The sequence below is a fragment of the Microbacterium testaceum StLB037 genome (assembly GCF_000202635.1).
Lineage (GTDB): Bacteria > Actinomycetota > Actinomycetes > Actinomycetales > Microbacteriaceae > Microbacterium > Microbacterium testaceum_F.
In genome coordinates, this window is record NC_015125.1 from 385,037 (window position 1) to 399,833 (window position 14,797).

Consider the following 14,797-nt stretch of genomic DNA (forward strand, 5'->3'; position numbering starts at 1 on the left):
GTCGCGGAAGCGCATACGGTTCCGGGATGCCGTCTTCCGCCCGCTCCGCCGCTCGCGAGGCCGAGGCGAACCCCGCGTTCCGCGTCGCCGCCCGAGCGGGCTACGTGGCTAACGGCATCCTGCATCTTCTCGTCGGTGGCCTCGTGCTGGCCGTCGGCTTCGGTGCCGCGGAGGACTCGGATCAGACGGGCGCGTTCCGGGCCGTCGCAGCCCTTCCGCTCGGGGCCGTCGCCCTCTGGGCCCTCGCCGCGGGGCTGGTCGCCCTGGGCGGTTGGCACGTGCTGCAGGCCGTCGCCCCGCGGGGGCTGCCGGGTCGGAAACGGGTCGCGCGCATCGCCGCGGAGGCGCCGCAGGGCATCGTGTTCGTGGTCATCGGGGTGATCTCGGCGGCGGTCGCCCTCGGGGCGCGGCCACGCGCGGAGCAGACGACGGAAGACGTCAGTCAGAGCGTCCTCAGCCTCCCGATCGGTGGATTCGTGCTCGGGACGGCGGGGCTGGTCGTCGCCGCGGTGGGCGTCGGCTTCGTCTGGATGGGCGTCCGGCGTTCGTTCCACAGCAAGGTGCGTATCCCCGACGGTGCGGCGGGACACGCGCTGAGCGCCCTGGGCGCCGTGGGATTCGTCGCGAAGGGGATCGCTCTCGGGGTGGTCGGTGTGCTGGTGGTGGTCGCCGCGATCCGCGTGGAACCCGACACCGCGGGAGGCCTCGACGGGGCCGTGTCGGCGCTCATGGCGCTGCCGGCGGGTCCGCTGCTCGCCGCCCTCGTGGGTCTGGGCTTCCTCGCCTACGGGGTCTTCACGATCTTCCGTGCCCGTTACGCGCGCCTCGACGCCTGACCGGATTCAGTCGAGCGAGGGGTCCCGTCCCGTGCGCTCGCCCGTCTCGAGGGTCGCGATGGCGGCGTGATCGTCGGCGTCGAGGGCGAAGTCGAAGACGTCGCCGTTCTCGCGGATGCGGTCGAGTGACACCGACTTCGGGAACACCACGAGGTCGCGATCGAGGTGCCAGCGCACCACGACCTGTGCCGGCGTCTTTCCGTACTTCTCGGCGATCCGGGCGAGCGCGGGCTCGTCGAGCAGGCCACCACGGGCGAGCGGCGCCCACGATTGGGTCACGACGCCGTTCTCGGCATCCCAGTCCACCAGCTCGTTCTGGGGGAACCGGGGGTGCAGCTCGACCTGATTCACCGCCGGGAGCACGCCCGTCTCGTCGCGCAGGCGCTCGAGATGCGGGATCGCGAAGTTGCTCACGCCGATCGAGGTCGCCCGGCCCTCCTTCTGCAGCCGGATGAGCGCGCGCCAGGTGTCGACGTAGCGATCGGCGCTGGGGATGGGCCAGTGGATGAGGTAGAGGTCGACCCGGTCGAGACCGAGCCTCGCGGCACTGGCGTCGAAGGCCCGCAGGGTCTCGTCGAAACCCTGGTCGTCGTTCCACACCTTGGTCGTGACGAAGACCTCGTCGCGGTCCAGGCCCGAGGCGCGCAGGCCCTGGCCGACCTCCGTCTCGTTGCCGTACAGGGCGGCCGTGTCCACGTGACGGTAGCCCGCGGCGAGCGCGCCCTCGACCAGATCGGCGGTGACGTCGGCGGGCACCTTGTACGTGCCGATGCCGAGCTGCGGGATCGTGGAGCCGTCGGACAGCGACAGGCGGGGGGCCGAGATCATGGCATCCACGCTACCCGCGACCGCATGCGCGAACGACGAAACGGCATCCTTCCACCGGGGCAGAGGGATGCCGTCTCGACAGGGTCAGCGCGCCAGCGCCGCCAGGGCGTCGGCGACGGGGAGCGTCTCGCGCTCGCCCGTGCGGCGGTCCCACAGCTCGACCTGGCCCTCGGCGGCGCCGCGGCCCACGATGAGGATGCGCGGGATGCCGACCAGCTCGGCGTCGCCGAACTTCACGCCCGGCGAGACCTTGGGGCGGTCGTCGTAGAGCACGTCGAGACCGGCGGCCTCGAGGTCGGCCGACACCTGCTCGGCCAGCTCGAACGCGGCCGCGTCGCGACCGGTGGCGACGACGTGCACGTCGAACGGGGCGACCGACGCGGGCCAGATCAGGCCCTTCTCGTCGTTGTTGAGCTCGGCGATGATGGCGAGGATGCGGGTGACGCCGATGCCGTAGGAGCCCATGGTGACGGTGGCGAGCTTGCCGTTCTCGTCGAGGACCTTGAGGCCGAGGGCCTCTGCGTACTTGCGGCCGAGCTGGAAGACGTGACCGATCTCCATGCCGCGCGCGAGCTCCACCGGGCCCGAGCCGTCGGGGGCGGGGTCGCCGGCGCGCACGGTCGAGACCTCGACGAAGCCGTCGCCGACGAAGTCGCGGCCGGCGACGAGCGAGTGCACGTGCTTCTGGTCGATGTTCGCGCCGGTGATCCACGCGGTGCCGTCGACCACGCGCGGGTCGAGGTAGTAGCGGATCTTCGTCGCCGACTCCTCGCCCAGGACGGGGCCCGTGGGCGACCAGGGGCCGATGTAGCCCTTGACCAGCAGCGGGTTCTTCGCGAAGTCCTCTTCGGTGGCGGCTTCGACCTCGGCGGGGGCGAAGGCGACCTCGACGCGCTTGTCGTCCACGTCGCGGTCACCCGGCAGGCCCACGACGACCAGCTCTCGCGTGCCGTCGAGGTGCGTGAGGGCGAGGACGACGTTCTTCAGCGTGTGCGCGGCCGTCCACGCGGTGGCCTCGGCCGTGGCGGGACCGGCGATGCCAGGGGCGGGAGCGTCGAGGTGCGCGTTCGCGTGATCGACGAGGGTCGCGATCGTGGGCGTGTTCGGGGAGTCGAAGATCACGGCATCCGGCTGCCCCTCGATCGGCAGCGCCTCGGGCACGACGGTCGTGAACGCCTCGACGTTCGCCGCGTAGCCGCCGGCGGAGCGCACGAAGGTGTCCTCGCCGATGGGGGTCGGGTGCAGGAACTCCTCCGACTTCGACCCGCCCATCGCGCCCGCGTCGGCGGCGACGATCACGTACTCGAGACCCAGGCGCGTGAAGATGCGCTCGTAGGCGTCGCGCTGTGCCTGGTAGGACGCGTTCAGACCGGCATCCGTCGCGTCGAACGAGTACGCGTCCTTCATCGTGAATTCGCGGCCGCGCAGGAGCCCGGCGCGGGGACGCGCCTCGTCGCGGTACTTGTCCTGGATCTGGTAGATCGTGAGCGGAAGGTCTTTGTACGACGAGTACAGATCTTTCACCAGCAGGGTGAACATCTCTTCGTGCGTGGGCGCGAGCAGGTAGTCGGCGCCCTTGCGGTCCTGCAGGCGGAACAGCGCGTCGCCGTACTCCTCCCACCGGCCCGTGACCTCGTAGGGCTCGCGCGGGAGCAGCGCCGGGAAGTGCACCTCGAACGCTCCGGCGTTCGCCATCTCCTCGCGCACGACCGTCTCGATTTTGGCCTTGACCTTCAGCCCCAGCGGGAGCCAGGCGAAGATGCCCGGCGCGTTACGGCGGATGTATCCGGCCCGCACGAGCAGACGGTGGCTGGCCACCTCGGCATCGGAGGGGTCTTCGCGGAGCGTGCGGAGGAAGAAGTTCGACAGACGGGTGACCACGATCATCGAGTCTACGGCGCGCCGGTGTGGGGGATGGATGCCGGAGACCTCGCCGTCGCGTCCGGCGGCGAGGTCTCCACTCGTCACAGGAGAGGCAGGATGCGCTCGGCCACGAACGTCGCGCGCTGAAGGTCGGTCTCCAGTGACGACATCCCCGCGCCCACGTAGACCTGCAGCGCGTTGACACCGTCACTCGCGATCAGGGCGTACCCGCCTCCTCCATCCACGCCGTCGGACGCGGCAACCCAGTACGCCTCCCGAGCCCCGGCGACGTCGATCTGCTCGCCGCCCGCAGCGATCACGGATGGGACCGCAACCGCCCCGCCGGCCACGGGGAATGCGGACGCCGTCCAGCCCTCGTATCCCTGACGGAAGGCGAGACTGCAGCCGTCGGGGAAGGACGAGAAGGTCGGAGGCTCCACGGTGACCGAGTCGTACCCGATGTCGGTTGGATCGATGACACTCTCCACGGCGGAGCAGTCGAGTGCGCCCCACCACGCCCCTGTCGGCGTGGCGGGAATGCCCGGCGCATACGCACCGACCCGAGACAGAACCTCGGCCAAGACGTCGCTCGATCGCGACTCGAGGTTGTCGGGCGAACCTGACATCCGCACCCACACGCGCGTGCCATCCACGGTGCCCACCCGGGTGCACTCGTCTCCCACGCCCGATGTGCACCCCTCCTGACCGAAGAGTTCCGGCTCCGTCGGTTCCTGATCGATCGGGAAGACCGCTACGCGAACGATCGCCGCGAGAAACTCGTCCGCCGACACCCACCAGCAGGTGAGACCGCCTCGAACCGTCCCGCGTCCGTCGTCCCATTTCACCCCGGCGGCCGCCATCGGATGACCCGTCGCGTCCGCCAACGCCTGCTCATCGACGACGTTTGCGCACGATCCATCGAAGGGCGGCGATCCGAGACTCGCGACCGAGGTCGTCGGCGTGGGCGTAGAGGTAGTGATCGGTGCGGGTGTCGGCACCGTCGTCGCGGTGGCCGTCGGTGACGGGGTGTTCGCGATCTGCGGCGCGGACAGGGTCGACGTCGCCACCACACCGCCAGCGAGCGCCACCACCAGCACCGCCGCGACCGATCCCGCGATCCACGCATTCCGATGCGCGCCCGCGGGCGCAATACCCCGCGCCCCACCCACGATCCGCGATCGCATGACCGCACGCTCCTCGGGCGTCAACTCGTCGTTCATGCCCGCGCTCCTTCCTGCCCGAGCTCGCCACGCAGCTTCGTCTTCGCGCGCGCCAAACGCGACTTCACCGTTCCCACCGGAATACCCAACACCTGAGCAACCTCACGCTCCGCATACCCCTCGAGCACCGACAGCACCACCACCGCCTGCTCCCGCTCCGGCAAACGCCGAAGCGCCGCCATCACATCGCTGTCGTCGTGATCGTGCGGAGCCGCCACCGACACCGGAGCCCGATCCAGCAACGCCCGGTACCGCCGACCCGACCGCTCCAGATTCCGTGCACAATGCGCCACCGTGTTCAGCAGCCACGGCAACGGCGACCCCTCCACCAACCGCACCGACGCCCGCTTCCGCCACAACTCGAAGAACGCCACCGTCACGGCATCCTTCGCATCCTCCCGATGCGTCAACAACCGCGACGCATGACGGAACAACCGCCCGTCATACCGATCGAACAATGCCGCCAAAGCCAGCTCATCGCCCCCGAGAACCCGAGCCCACAGCCCGGCGTCGTCCTCGCTCCCCATGTCCGCCCCCGAGACCACTCTTCGTTCCTCTTCCGTTTCTTCGCCGTGTCCGAGCGGAGCCCGTTGCCGATCGACCTCGCTCACCGCACGGACTCCAGCACAGCCGCAGCGATTTTGTCGGCATCCGTCCCCGACGGCGACCCCGTGAAGCGTCTGACGAGAAGGCGGTTGTCGCCGACGACGGCCACGAGATCCGTCAAGTACCCACGGCTGGGGTCCGCGTGCACCCACGCCCGGTCGGCGCCCGGGACGGACGTCTCGGACGTTCCCGTGACCGCGAGTGCTGATGCCGGCGGCGCCGACGCCCCCGGCATCAGCGTCACCTCGATCATTTCCCGACTGCCGTCCGCCGGTTCCCGGAACAGGCAGGTCGAGACGCCCGCGGAGCTCATCAGCAGGCTCTCCACCGGACGAGTCGGAGTGGGGTACGCGCCCGGCGCGATCTGCATCTCGAGGGAGAGGCCGGTAATCCCTTCCATTCGGCCTTTGAGGGCGACACAGTCGGAGAGCACCCAGCCATCGGCGTGAACCGACCCGAACGACGCCACGGGTGACGCGTGCGGCTTGGCGGCCACACGCGAAATCACGCGATCGAGCCGAGCGGATGCCGCGGACACCTCGTCCTGGGTGAAACCGGCTTCGTAGTTGCCGGCAGTGGCGGAGACCAGCACACCGACCCAGAGGTCCCCCACGACCCGGCCGGTCGCACATCCGCGGTCCACCGAGCACGTCACGGACGCCATCGATGCCTGCAGGTCGGTGGCGACCGCCGACGGTGCGGCGACGACGACCGAGATCGAGTCCTGATTGCCGATCCAGATGCAGGAGAGTCCCCCCAGCAGAGCCAGGGAATCCTCCACATTCGTTCCGAGTCCGGGCTCCGTATAGAGCCTGCCGGGGCCACCGACGAGCAGCTCGGAGAGATCCGTGTCGGTGAGCATCTGGCCGCAGTCGCCATTGAACGCGACAACGGGGGTGCTCGGCGCCGGCGCCAGGGTCGGCGTGAACGTCGGTGTGGGCGTGGGCGTGGGCGTGAGCGTCGGCGTGGGGACGACCGGCGCGACCGTCGCCGTGGGGCTCGGGCTCGGGGTGTTCGCGATCTGCGGCGCCGACAGCGTCGACGTCGTCGCAACCCCGCCTGCGATCGCCACCACCAGCACCGCGGCGATCGCTCCGGCGATCACCGCGCCCCGATGAGCGCCGACAGGCTTGATGTCGCGTGCACCGCCGAGAATGCGAGAGCGCATCGCCGCGCGCTCGTCCGGGGTCAACTGATCGTTCATGCCCGCACCCCTTCCAGGGACGAAAGTTCTCCACGCAGGCGCGCTTTCGCCCGCGCCAGCCGCGACTTCACCGTTCCCGCCGGGATCCCCAGCGCCTGCGCGACCTCACGCTCGGAGTACCCCTCCAACACCGCGAGAACCATCACCGCCTGCTCCCGCTCCGGCAAACGCCGAAGCGCCGCCATCACATCGCTGTCGTCGTGATCGTGCGAAGCCGCCACCGACACTGGAGCCCGATCCAACAACGCCCGATACCGCCGACCCGACCGCTCCAGATTCCGCGCACAATGCGCCACCGTGTTCAGCAGCCACGGCAACGGCGACCCCTCCACCAACCGCACCGACGCCCGCTTCCGCCACAACTCGAAGAACGCCACCGTCACGGCATCCTTCGCATCCTCCCGATGCGTCAACAACCGCGACGCATGACGGAACAACCGCCCGTCATACCGATCGAACAAAGCCGCCAAAGCCAGCTCATCGCCCCCGAGAACCCGAGCCCACAGCCCGGCATCGTCATCTTCCACACCCCGTAGTGTCCGCCACCGCGCAAGAAGTTCCCGCAATCGACGTCGATTCGGTCACGAGTCGATAACGCCTTTCGGCACACGCGAGCGGGCCGGTCTGCCCCTAGGGTGAGGGCGTGCACCCCCGATGGATCGCCGTGATCGCGAGCAGCGTCGCGCTCGTGCTCGGCGTGGTCTTCTGGGGGACGACCGGCCTCGTCGTGTGGTCGATCACCCAGAGCCAGGCGGCGGCGGAGTTGGGCACCGGCCTTCCCCCTCTCGACGACCCCATCCGGGAGACGGACGACGACTTCCGCATCACCGAGGTCTACGAGGTGGGGGCCGACGGCATCCTGTCTCCCTCGCCGAGTGCCGAGGCAGCCGCGGTCTGGGCCGAGATCGAGCGCGTCTTCACCCCGCGCGTCGCCGCCACGCGAATCAGTCAGCTGAAGGTGGGCGACGACCCCTCCAGCGACACCCTGGCGTGGGTGTCGCGCGAGGACACCCCCGAGTACTGGACGTTCGCGGCCAACGTCGCCTACGCCGACGACGAAGAGCTCTGGTTGGGCACGCTCGTGCACGAGTACGCGCATGTCCTGAGCCTCGGACCGGATTCGGTCGACTCCTACACCGACACCTGCGACACGATCTGGACCGGTCAGGGCTGCCTGCTCCCGGAGACGGCGCTGCTCGCCTTCTCCGACCGGTTCTGGGAGGCCTACTCGGACGCGCCCGAGGCCGACAACGTGGATGTCGACGTCGCCGACGCGTTCTACGCCGCGCACGAGGACGATTTCGTCGATGCGTACGCCGCGACCAACGTCGCCGAGGACTTCGCCGAGAGCTTCATGGCCTACGTGATGGAGGACGAGCCGACCGACGGCGGGGTCGTGGCCGACAAGCTCCGCTTCTTCCGCGACTACCCGCCCTACGTGCTCATCCGCGAGCGCCTCCGCGCCGAGTTCGACCTGGGCTGACCCGCCCGCGCCTGAACGAGCGACCCGCGCATAGCCTGGAGTGATGGAAACCGTCCTCCTCACCGGGTTCGAGCCGTTCGCGGGAGACGCCACGAATCCGTCTGGCGATGCCGTCCGCGCCGTCGAGGAGCGCTGGACCGGCACCGAACGGCTGATCGTCGAGGTGCTGCCCGTCGCGTTCGACGCGGCGGCGACACGACTCCGGCAGCTGCTCGACGAGCACCGCCCCGACATCGTGATCGCCACCGGACTGGCGGGCGGACGCGCCCAGGTCACTCCCGAGCGGGTCGCGATCAATCTCGCCGACGCGCGGATCCCCGACAACGACGGCGCGCAGCCCGTCGACCGCCCGGTGGTCGAGGGCGGCCCGGCTGCCTACTTCGCGACCCTCCCCGTCAAGGCGATCGCGGCGGCGTTGACCCGCGAGGGCATCCCGGCAGCGGTCTCGCACTCGGCGGGGACGTTCGTCTGCAACCACGTCATGTACACGGCCCTGGATGCCGCCGCGCCCGGCGTACGGGCCGGCTTCGTGCACGTGCCGTCCGCGCGGGAGCACGCCCCCGAGGGCGCGGCATCCCTCCCCCTCGACGACATCGTCCGCGCCGTCGAGCTGACGGTGCGCACCGCGCTCGACGTGCGCGAGGACGTCGCCGCCCCGGGCGGCACCCTGCACTGACGGCGCGGCCTCAGCCCGCGCGCCGCCCGAGGTGCAGAATCGTCCGCACGAGGAGCCCCGCCACCAGCGCCCAGAAGGCCGCGCTGACGCCGGCGATGGCGATTCCGGATGCCGCGATGAGGAACGTCACCACGGCCGGGGTCCGCTCCCCCGGGTCGTCGATCGCCTGCTGCACGGCCGAGCCGAACGCCGCGAACAGCGCGACCCCCGCGACCGCCGGGATGACTCCAGCCGGGGCGAGCAGCACGATCGCCGCGAACGCCGCCGACAGTGCCCCGAGCACGAGGTAGGTGCTCCCGGCCGAGACGCCCGCCACCCACCGCCGCTTCGGGTCGGGGTGCGAGTCGGGACCCGCCGCGATGGCCGCGCTGATCGCACCGAGGTTGACCGCGTGCCCCCCGCCGGTGGCGGCCAGCATCGAGCCCGCGCCCGTCACGAGCATCGCCGGGCGCCACGGGATCGTGTAGCCGAGGCTGCGCATGACGGCGACCCCCGGTACATTCTGCGACGCCATCGTCACCACGAACAGGGGCAGGGCGATCCCGACCACCGAGCCCACGGTGAGCGTGGGAGCGGTGAAGGCGAGCTGCGGCACGAGGCTCGCGGCATCCAGGTCTGCCCCGGTGCGCCCCAGCGAGACGGCGACCACGACGATGGCCGCGACGAACGCGAGGGGCACGGCCCAGCGCGGCAGAAGACGGGATGCCACGAGCCACACGATCAGCACCGGCGCCACGCCCCACGGGTCGGCGACGAGCCCGAGGAACGGCTGGACGCAGAGGGGAAACAGGACGCCCGCGAGCATCGCCTGCGCGATCGACGGCGGGATCCGCGCGATGAGCGCGCCGAGCGGCGGGAACAGTGCGGTGCACAGGATCAGCGCGCCCGAGACGAGGAAGCCGCCCACCACCGCGGGCCACCCTCCCTCGACGGCACCGGTGGCCGCGAGCAGTGCGACACCGGGGGTCGACCAGGCGATGGTGATCGGCATCCGGTATCGCCAGGCGAGGAAGATGCACCCGATCCCGACCATCAGCGTGATCGCGAGCAGGCCGCTCGCCGCCTGCTCGGGCGTCGCCCCCACCGAGCGAAGACCCGTGAGGACGACGGCGAACGTGCTGGTGAAACCGACGAGAGCGGTGACGACCCCGGCGATGAGCGGGCGGGCGAGGGAGGCGTGCGAAGTCTCGGTCATGAGACTCCCGACGCTATCGGAACGACAGCGATCCCATCGTTCTCGCGCGGACCACGCGATGCCCCGATCAGGCCGTGATGACCTGCGCCGTGCCGGGAGCCGCGTCCGGACCCATCTCGTCGGCGAGGCGGTTCGCCTCTTCGATGAGCGTGCGCACGATCTCGGCCTCGGGAACGGTCTTGATGACCTCGCCCTTGACGAAGATCTGGCCCTTGCCGTTGCCGGAGGCAACGCCCAGGTCGGCGTCGCGCGCCTCGCCGGGGCCGTTGACGACGCAGCCCATGACGGCGACGCGCAGCGGCACGGTCATGTCCTTGAGGCCCTCGGTGACGTCGTCCGCGAGGGTATAGACGTCGACCTGGGCACGACCGCACGAGGGGCACGAGACGATCTCGAGCTTGCGCTCGCGCAGGTTCAGCGACTGCAGGATCTGGTGCCCGACCTTGACCTCTTCGGCCGGCGGCGCCGACAGCGAGACGCGGATCGTGTCGCCGATGCCCTCCGAGAGCAGGATGCCGAACGCGGTCGCGCTCTTGATCGTGCCCTGGAACGCGGGCCCGGCCTCGGTCACGCCGAGGTGCAGGGGCCAGTCGCCCCGCTCGGCGAGCAGACGATAGGCCTTCACCATGACGATCGGGTCGTTGTGCTTGACCGAGATCTTGAAGTCGTGGAAGTCGTGCTCCTCGAACAGCGAGGCCTCCCAGACCGCGCTCTCGACGAGAGCCTCGGGCGTGGCCTTGCCGTACTTCTCGAGCAGGCGGCGGTCGAGCGACCCGGCGTTGACGCCGATGCGCAGCGAAACGCCGGCGTCTTTCGCGGCCTTGGCGATCGCGCCGACCTGGTCGTCGAACTTGCGGATGTTGCCCGGGTTCACGCGCACCGCACCGCACCCGGCGTCGATCGCCTGGAAGACGTACTTCGGCTGGAAGTGGATGTCGGCGATGACCGGGATCTGGCTCTTCTTCGCGATGATGTGGAGCACGTCCGCATCGTCCTGCGAGGGAACAGCAACGCGCACGATCTCGCAACCGGATGCCGTGAGCTCGGCGATCTGCTGGAGCGTCGCGTTGATGTTGGTCGTCGGGGTCGTCGTCATCGACTGGACGCTCACCGGGGCGTCACCGCCGACGAGGACCTTGCCGACCTTGATCTGACGGGTCTTGCGACGAGGCGCGAGGACCTCCGGCACGCGGGGCATCCCGATGTTCACTGCAGGCACGTCCACAGCCTACGCTTCCGTACCCTGACAGGGGCTGATGGTGCCCTGTGGTAGGTTCGGCGCCATGCGCGCGTACACATCCTGGTGGCCCACCGTCTAGGCGGTGCGCACGCATGCAACAGACCGCCCTCCCCCTGGGGAATCCGGGCGGTCTTCGTGTTTTCGGCGGCCGCTTTGGACCCTCGCTCATAGACGAAAGACACCTCGATGACCGGGCCCGACCCCTCCACCCTCATCCCCGACCTCCTCGCCGGTTCCGCCCCGTTCGCGCTGATCGCGCGCGACGGCAGGACCGTCGAGGTCCTCACCGGTGACGTCGTCGACGTCGATCTCCTCAGCGACATCCCCCTGACGGATGCCACGGGCACCGCGCGCGAAGTCCTCGCGCTCGTGCCGTTCCGACAGGTGCGTGAGCGCGGCTTCGTCTGTCACGACGACGGGGCACCGCTGCGCTGCCTCGTGGTGGACGAGCGTGTCTCTCTCGATCGCGCGGAGACCGTGGCCTCCCTCCCCTCCTCCCCGGTGCCGCTCGCGGACGCGGGCTTCGACATCGCCGACGAGGAGTACGCGGACATCGTGCGCCGGGTGATCGCCGACGAGATCGGCCGGGGCGAGGGCGCGAACTTCGTCATCCGCCGCGACTTCGTCGCCGGGGTCGACGTCGATCCGCGCGTCGCCGCGCTGACGTGGTTCCGCGCGCTGCTCGAGCACGAGAAGGGCGCCTACTGGACGTTCGCGGTCGTGACCGAGGGCCACATCGCGGTCGGCGCGAGCCCCGAGGCGCACGTGAGCGCCCAGAACGGCATCGTGACGATGAACCCCATCTCGGGCACCTTCCGTCACCCGGCCGGCGGGGCGACCGCCGAGACGCTCGCCGAGTTCCTGCGCTCGACCAAAGAGACCGAGGAGCTCTTCATGGTCGTCGACGAGGAGCTGAAGATGATGAGCGCCGTCTGCAGCGACGGCGGACGCATCACCGGCCCGCACCTCAAGGTGATGTCGCGCCTGACCCACACCGAGTACATGCTGCGCGGGCGCAGCGACCTCGACCCGCGCGACATCCTGCGCGAGACGATGTTCGCCCCCACCGTCACCGGCTCCCCCATGCAGAACGCCTGCACGGTCATCGCCCGGCACGAGACGACGCCGCGCGGCTACTACTCCGGCGTCGCCGCGCTGTTCACCCCGAACGGTGCGACCGAAGGCCCCACGCACGACCTCGACGCGCCGATCCTCATCCGCACGGCGTACCTCGTCGACGGACGCCTGCGCGTTCCCGTCGGTGCCACGCTCGTGCGCCACTCCGACCCGGACGGCGAAGTCGGCGAGACCCACGGCAAGGCCGCGGGCGTCCTCGGGGCGATCGGAGCGATCCCCCGCGACGTCCCGGCGGCTCCCCCGGCAGCCGACCCGGACGCACCGACCGACCCCCGTCGCCCGCTGGACGAGGATCCCGCGATCGCCGAGCTCCTGGCATCCCGGAACGATCGTCTCGCGCCGTTCTGGATGAATCCGCAGGACCCCGACGGCTCGGGCCCCTTCGCCGGGCGCACGGCGCTCGTCGTGGATGCCGAGGACCGCTTCACCACGATGCTCGCCCACCAATTGCGCCACCTCGGCCTCGACACCCGCATCGTGCACTGGTCCGAGGTCTCGGACGCCGAGCTGGACGCCGCCGACCTCGTCGTCTCGGGTCCCGGCCCCGGCGACCCGCGCGACGAGAGCCCGCGCATGGAGGCGATGCGCCACGTCGTCGGTCGCCGTCGTGTGGCGGGCGCACCGCTGCTGGCCGTGTGCCTGAGCCACCAGATCCTCGCCGACGCGCTCGGGATCGACCTGCAGCCCCTCGCCCAGCCGCACCAGGGCCTGCAGAAGACCGTCGACGTGTTCGGCGAGCCCGCTTCGATCGGCTTCTACAACACGTTCACGGCCCGCGTACACCCCGGCGACCGACGCGGCATCACGTCCGGCGGGGGCGATGTCGTCACCCACGTCGACATCGATGTCGCGGCCGACCCCGCGACCGGCGACGTCTATGCCCTACGCGGCCCGGGCTACGCGAGCGTGCAGGGCCACCTCGAGTCGATCCTGTCGCGCGACGGCATGCGGACGCTGGAGCGGCTGATCTCGCACGTGCTCTGACGCACGGTCCCTTCGACGGGCTCAGGGACCACCCCGGGGTGGCTGAGCCCGTCGAAGCCCCCTCGCCCCGCGCCCCAGGGGGCTGAGCCCGTCGAAGCCTCCGCATGCCTGCGGCCCAGGCGGCTGAGCCTGTCGAAGCCTCCGAAACCCGGCTAGAGCAGCTTCACCGGATTGAAGATGTCGGCGAGGAACAGCACGCCGCCCATGCCCACCAGCAGGATCACGACGACGAACGTCACGGGTACCAGGCGCGTGGCATCCACGGGCTTCGCGATCCGACCGCGCGCCCGAGCGATCAGCTTCTTCAGCCCGTCCCAGAGCGCCACGACCACGTGACCCCCGTCGAGCGGGAGCAGCGGAATGAGGTTGAAGGCGAAGAGGGCGATGTTGAGGCCGCCGAGCAGCAGGATCATCTGCTGCACGCGATCGAGGATGGGGGTGTCCACCGCGGCGATCTCCCCCGCCATCCGCCCGGCGCCGACGACGCTCATGGGGCTGTCGGCGTCGCGCGGCTGACCCGTGAGGGTGTCGACCGCGACGCCGTAGATACGCACCGGCAGCTGCACCATGATCTGCGCGACGTGCTCGATGTACTGGCCCGTCGCGTCGACCCCCGTCCAGATCGGCTGCGGCTCGTACGCGATCTGCGGGCTGAGACCCGCAAACCCGATGGTCTCGTACTCACGGGCGCCCGAGGCATCCGTCATCGGCTGGCCCTGGGCATCGGTCACCGCCCGATCCGTCGACTGCGGGGTGAACTGTATGGTCTGCTCCGCGCCATCTCGCTCGATGACCATCGAAAGGGGCTTGCCGGGAGACGCCTGGATGATCGCCGCCGCTTCGGTGAAGGTCGACACCGGCGTGCCGTCGATCGAGATCATCTTGTCGCCGGGCTGCATCCCCGCGGCCTTGGCGGGCGCGACCGGGTCGGAGGGCGCGCAGTCCTGGCGTTGCTGGCTGGCGGGGATCACGCACTCCGAGACCGAAGCGACGGTGGTCGTCCCCTGCTGGATGCCGATACCGCTCAGCGCGATCGTGAACAGCACCACCGCGAGGACGAGGTTCATCGCGGGCCCGCCGAGCATGATGATGATGCGCTTCCACACGGGGAGCCGGTAGAACGCGCGGTCGTCGCCCCCGATGAGCGTCTCGGCGTTGGCATCCCGGGCGTCCTGCACCATCGTGGCGAAGAAGCGCGAGCGTCGCTTCGACGGCTCCTCCCCCTCGGGCGCGGGCGGGTACATGCCCGCCATCGAGATGAAGCCGCCGAGGGGCAGGGCCTTGAACCCGTACTCGGTCTCACCGATCCGACGCGACCACAGCGTCGGTCCGAAGCCGATCATGTACTGCCCGACGCGCACGCCGAAGATCTTGGCGGGGAGCAGGTGGCCCATCTCGTGCAGCGCGATCGAGATGGCGAGGCCCACCACGAGCACGAGCACACCGATGAGGAAGGCGATCGCAGTCACCCGCCGACGATACCGCCGCCGCCCTTTGAAGCGCCCGTGCGGCGGCGATGCCCTGT

13 protein-coding genes are annotated in these 14,797 nt (G+C 70.2%); 4 read left to right on the forward strand and 9 right to left on the reverse strand.

All coding sequences use genetic code 11. From position 1 onward, the window contains the following. Positions 1-26 precede the first annotated feature (26 nt). A complete protein-coding gene (locus MTES_RS01835) occupies positions 27-836 on the forward strand; it encodes a DUF1206 domain-containing protein (RefSeq protein WP_013583467.1) in 810 nt (269 codons plus the stop codon). Between the two features lie 6 nt (positions 837-842). Here MTES_RS01835 and MTES_RS01840 read toward each other — a convergent pair whose 3' ends face one another. From MTES_RS01840 to MTES_RS01865, 6 genes are all read right to left on the reverse strand, one after another. Beyond that, positions 843-1,664, reverse strand: coding sequence for an aldo/keto reductase (locus MTES_RS01840; protein WP_013583468.1), 822 nt, complete (start codon positions 1,662-1,664; stop codon positions 843-845). 84 nt (positions 1,665-1,748) lie between these two features. Next, positions 1,749-3,545 carry a proline--tRNA ligase gene (locus MTES_RS01845; RefSeq protein WP_043361873.1) on the reverse strand — a complete coding sequence of 599 codons (1,797 nt, stop codon included), beginning with the start codon at positions 3,543-3,545 and terminating at the stop codon, positions 1,749-1,751. 83 nt (positions 3,546-3,628) lie between these two features. Beyond that, positions 3,629-4,747: a hypothetical protein gene (locus tag MTES_RS01850; RefSeq protein ID WP_013583470.1), complete on the reverse strand. Its 1,119-nt coding sequence runs from the start codon at positions 4,745-4,747 to the stop codon at positions 3,629-3,631. Next, the gene (locus MTES_RS19445) at positions 4,744-5,358 is read right to left on the reverse strand and encodes an RNA polymerase sigma factor (RefSeq protein ID WP_158309738.1); all 615 of its coding nucleotides are present in this window, start codon (positions 5,356-5,358) and stop codon (positions 4,744-4,746) included. Before MTES_RS19445 ends, MTES_RS01850 begins: the two co-directional genes overlap by 4 nt. Further along, positions 5,355-6,557, reverse strand: a complete 1,203-nt coding sequence (locus MTES_RS19685; RefSeq protein WP_013583472.1) for a hypothetical protein — start codon at positions 6,555-6,557, stop codon at positions 5,355-5,357. The genes MTES_RS19445 and MTES_RS19685 overlap by 4 nt, the downstream gene beginning before the upstream one ends. Beyond that, positions 6,554-7,084 (reverse strand): RNA polymerase sigma factor, encoded by a 531-nt coding sequence (locus MTES_RS01865; protein ID WP_050901731.1) that lies wholly within the window; start codon positions 7,082-7,084, stop codon positions 6,554-6,556. The genes MTES_RS19685 and MTES_RS01865 overlap by 4 nt, the downstream gene beginning before the upstream one ends. 116 nt (positions 7,085-7,200) lie before the next feature. On the opposite strand from MTES_RS01865, the gene MTES_RS01870 reads away from it, so the two are divergent. After that, positions 7,201-8,040 carry a hypothetical protein gene (locus tag MTES_RS01870; protein ID WP_013583474.1) on the forward strand — a complete coding sequence of 280 codons (840 nt, stop codon included), beginning with the start codon at positions 7,201-7,203 and terminating at the stop codon, positions 8,038-8,040. A 43-nt stretch (positions 8,041-8,083) separates the two neighbouring features. Then, complete coding sequence (gene pcp / locus MTES_RS01875; protein ID WP_013583475.1) at positions 8,084-8,716, forward strand: pyroglutamyl-peptidase I; 633 nt, start codon at positions 8,084-8,086, stop codon at positions 8,714-8,716. Positions 8,717-8,726: 10 nt separating this feature from the next. On the opposite strand, the gene MTES_RS01880 is transcribed toward pcp, so the two are convergent. After that, a complete protein-coding gene (locus MTES_RS01880; protein WP_013583476.1) occupies positions 8,727-9,911 on the reverse strand; it encodes a benzoate/H(+) symporter BenE family transporter in 1,185 nt (394 codons plus the stop codon). Between the two features lie 67 nt (positions 9,912-9,978). After that, entirely contained in the window at positions 9,979-11,130 is a 1,152-nt protein-coding gene (ispG, locus tag MTES_RS01885; RefSeq protein ID WP_193374908.1) for a flavodoxin-dependent (E)-4-hydroxy-3-methylbut-2-enyl-diphosphate synthase, read from the reverse strand. A gap of 207 nt (positions 11,131-11,337) precedes the next feature. On the opposite strand from ispG, the gene MTES_RS01890 reads away from it, so the two are divergent. Beyond that, complete coding sequence (locus tag MTES_RS01890; protein ID WP_013583479.1) at positions 11,338-13,272, forward strand: anthranilate synthase family protein; 1,935 nt, start codon at positions 11,338-11,340, stop codon at positions 13,270-13,272. 152 nt (positions 13,273-13,424) lie between these two features. Here the strand turns inward: MTES_RS01890 and MTES_RS01895 are convergent, their stop codons facing one another. Next, the gene (locus tag MTES_RS01895; protein WP_013583480.1) at positions 13,425-14,741 is read right to left on the reverse strand and encodes a M50 family metallopeptidase; all 1,317 of its coding nucleotides are present in this window, start codon (positions 14,739-14,741) and stop codon (positions 13,425-13,427) included. Positions 14,742-14,797: the final 56 nt, after the last annotated feature.

Bases quoted from the DNA above. Each gene is read 5' to 3' on its own strand.
- MTES_RS19685 (WP_013583472.1), bottom strand. From the start codon at position 6,557: ATGAACGATCAGTTGACCCCGGACGAGCGCGCGGCGATGCGCTCTCGC.
- pcp (WP_013583475.1), top strand. From the start codon at position 8,084: ATGGAAACCGTCCTCCTCACCGGGTTCGAGCCGTTCGCGGGAGACGCC.
- MTES_RS01880 (WP_013583476.1), bottom strand. From the start codon at position 9,911: ATGACCGAGACTTCGCACGCCTCCCTCGCCCGCCCGCTCATCGCCGGG.
- MTES_RS01850 (WP_013583470.1), bottom strand. From the start codon at position 4,747: ATGAACGACGAGTTGACGCCCGAGGAGCGTGCGGTCATGCGATCGCGG.
- MTES_RS01840 (WP_013583468.1), bottom strand. From the start codon at position 1,664: ATGATCTCGGCCCCCCGCCTGTCGCTGTCCGACGGCTCCACGATCCCG.
- MTES_RS01890 (WP_013583479.1), top strand. From the start codon at position 11,338: ATGACCGGGCCCGACCCCTCCACCCTCATCCCCGACCTCCTCGCCGGT.
- MTES_RS01835 (WP_013583467.1), top strand. From the start codon at position 27: ATGCCGTCTTCCGCCCGCTCCGCCGCTCGCGAGGCCGAGGCGAACCCC.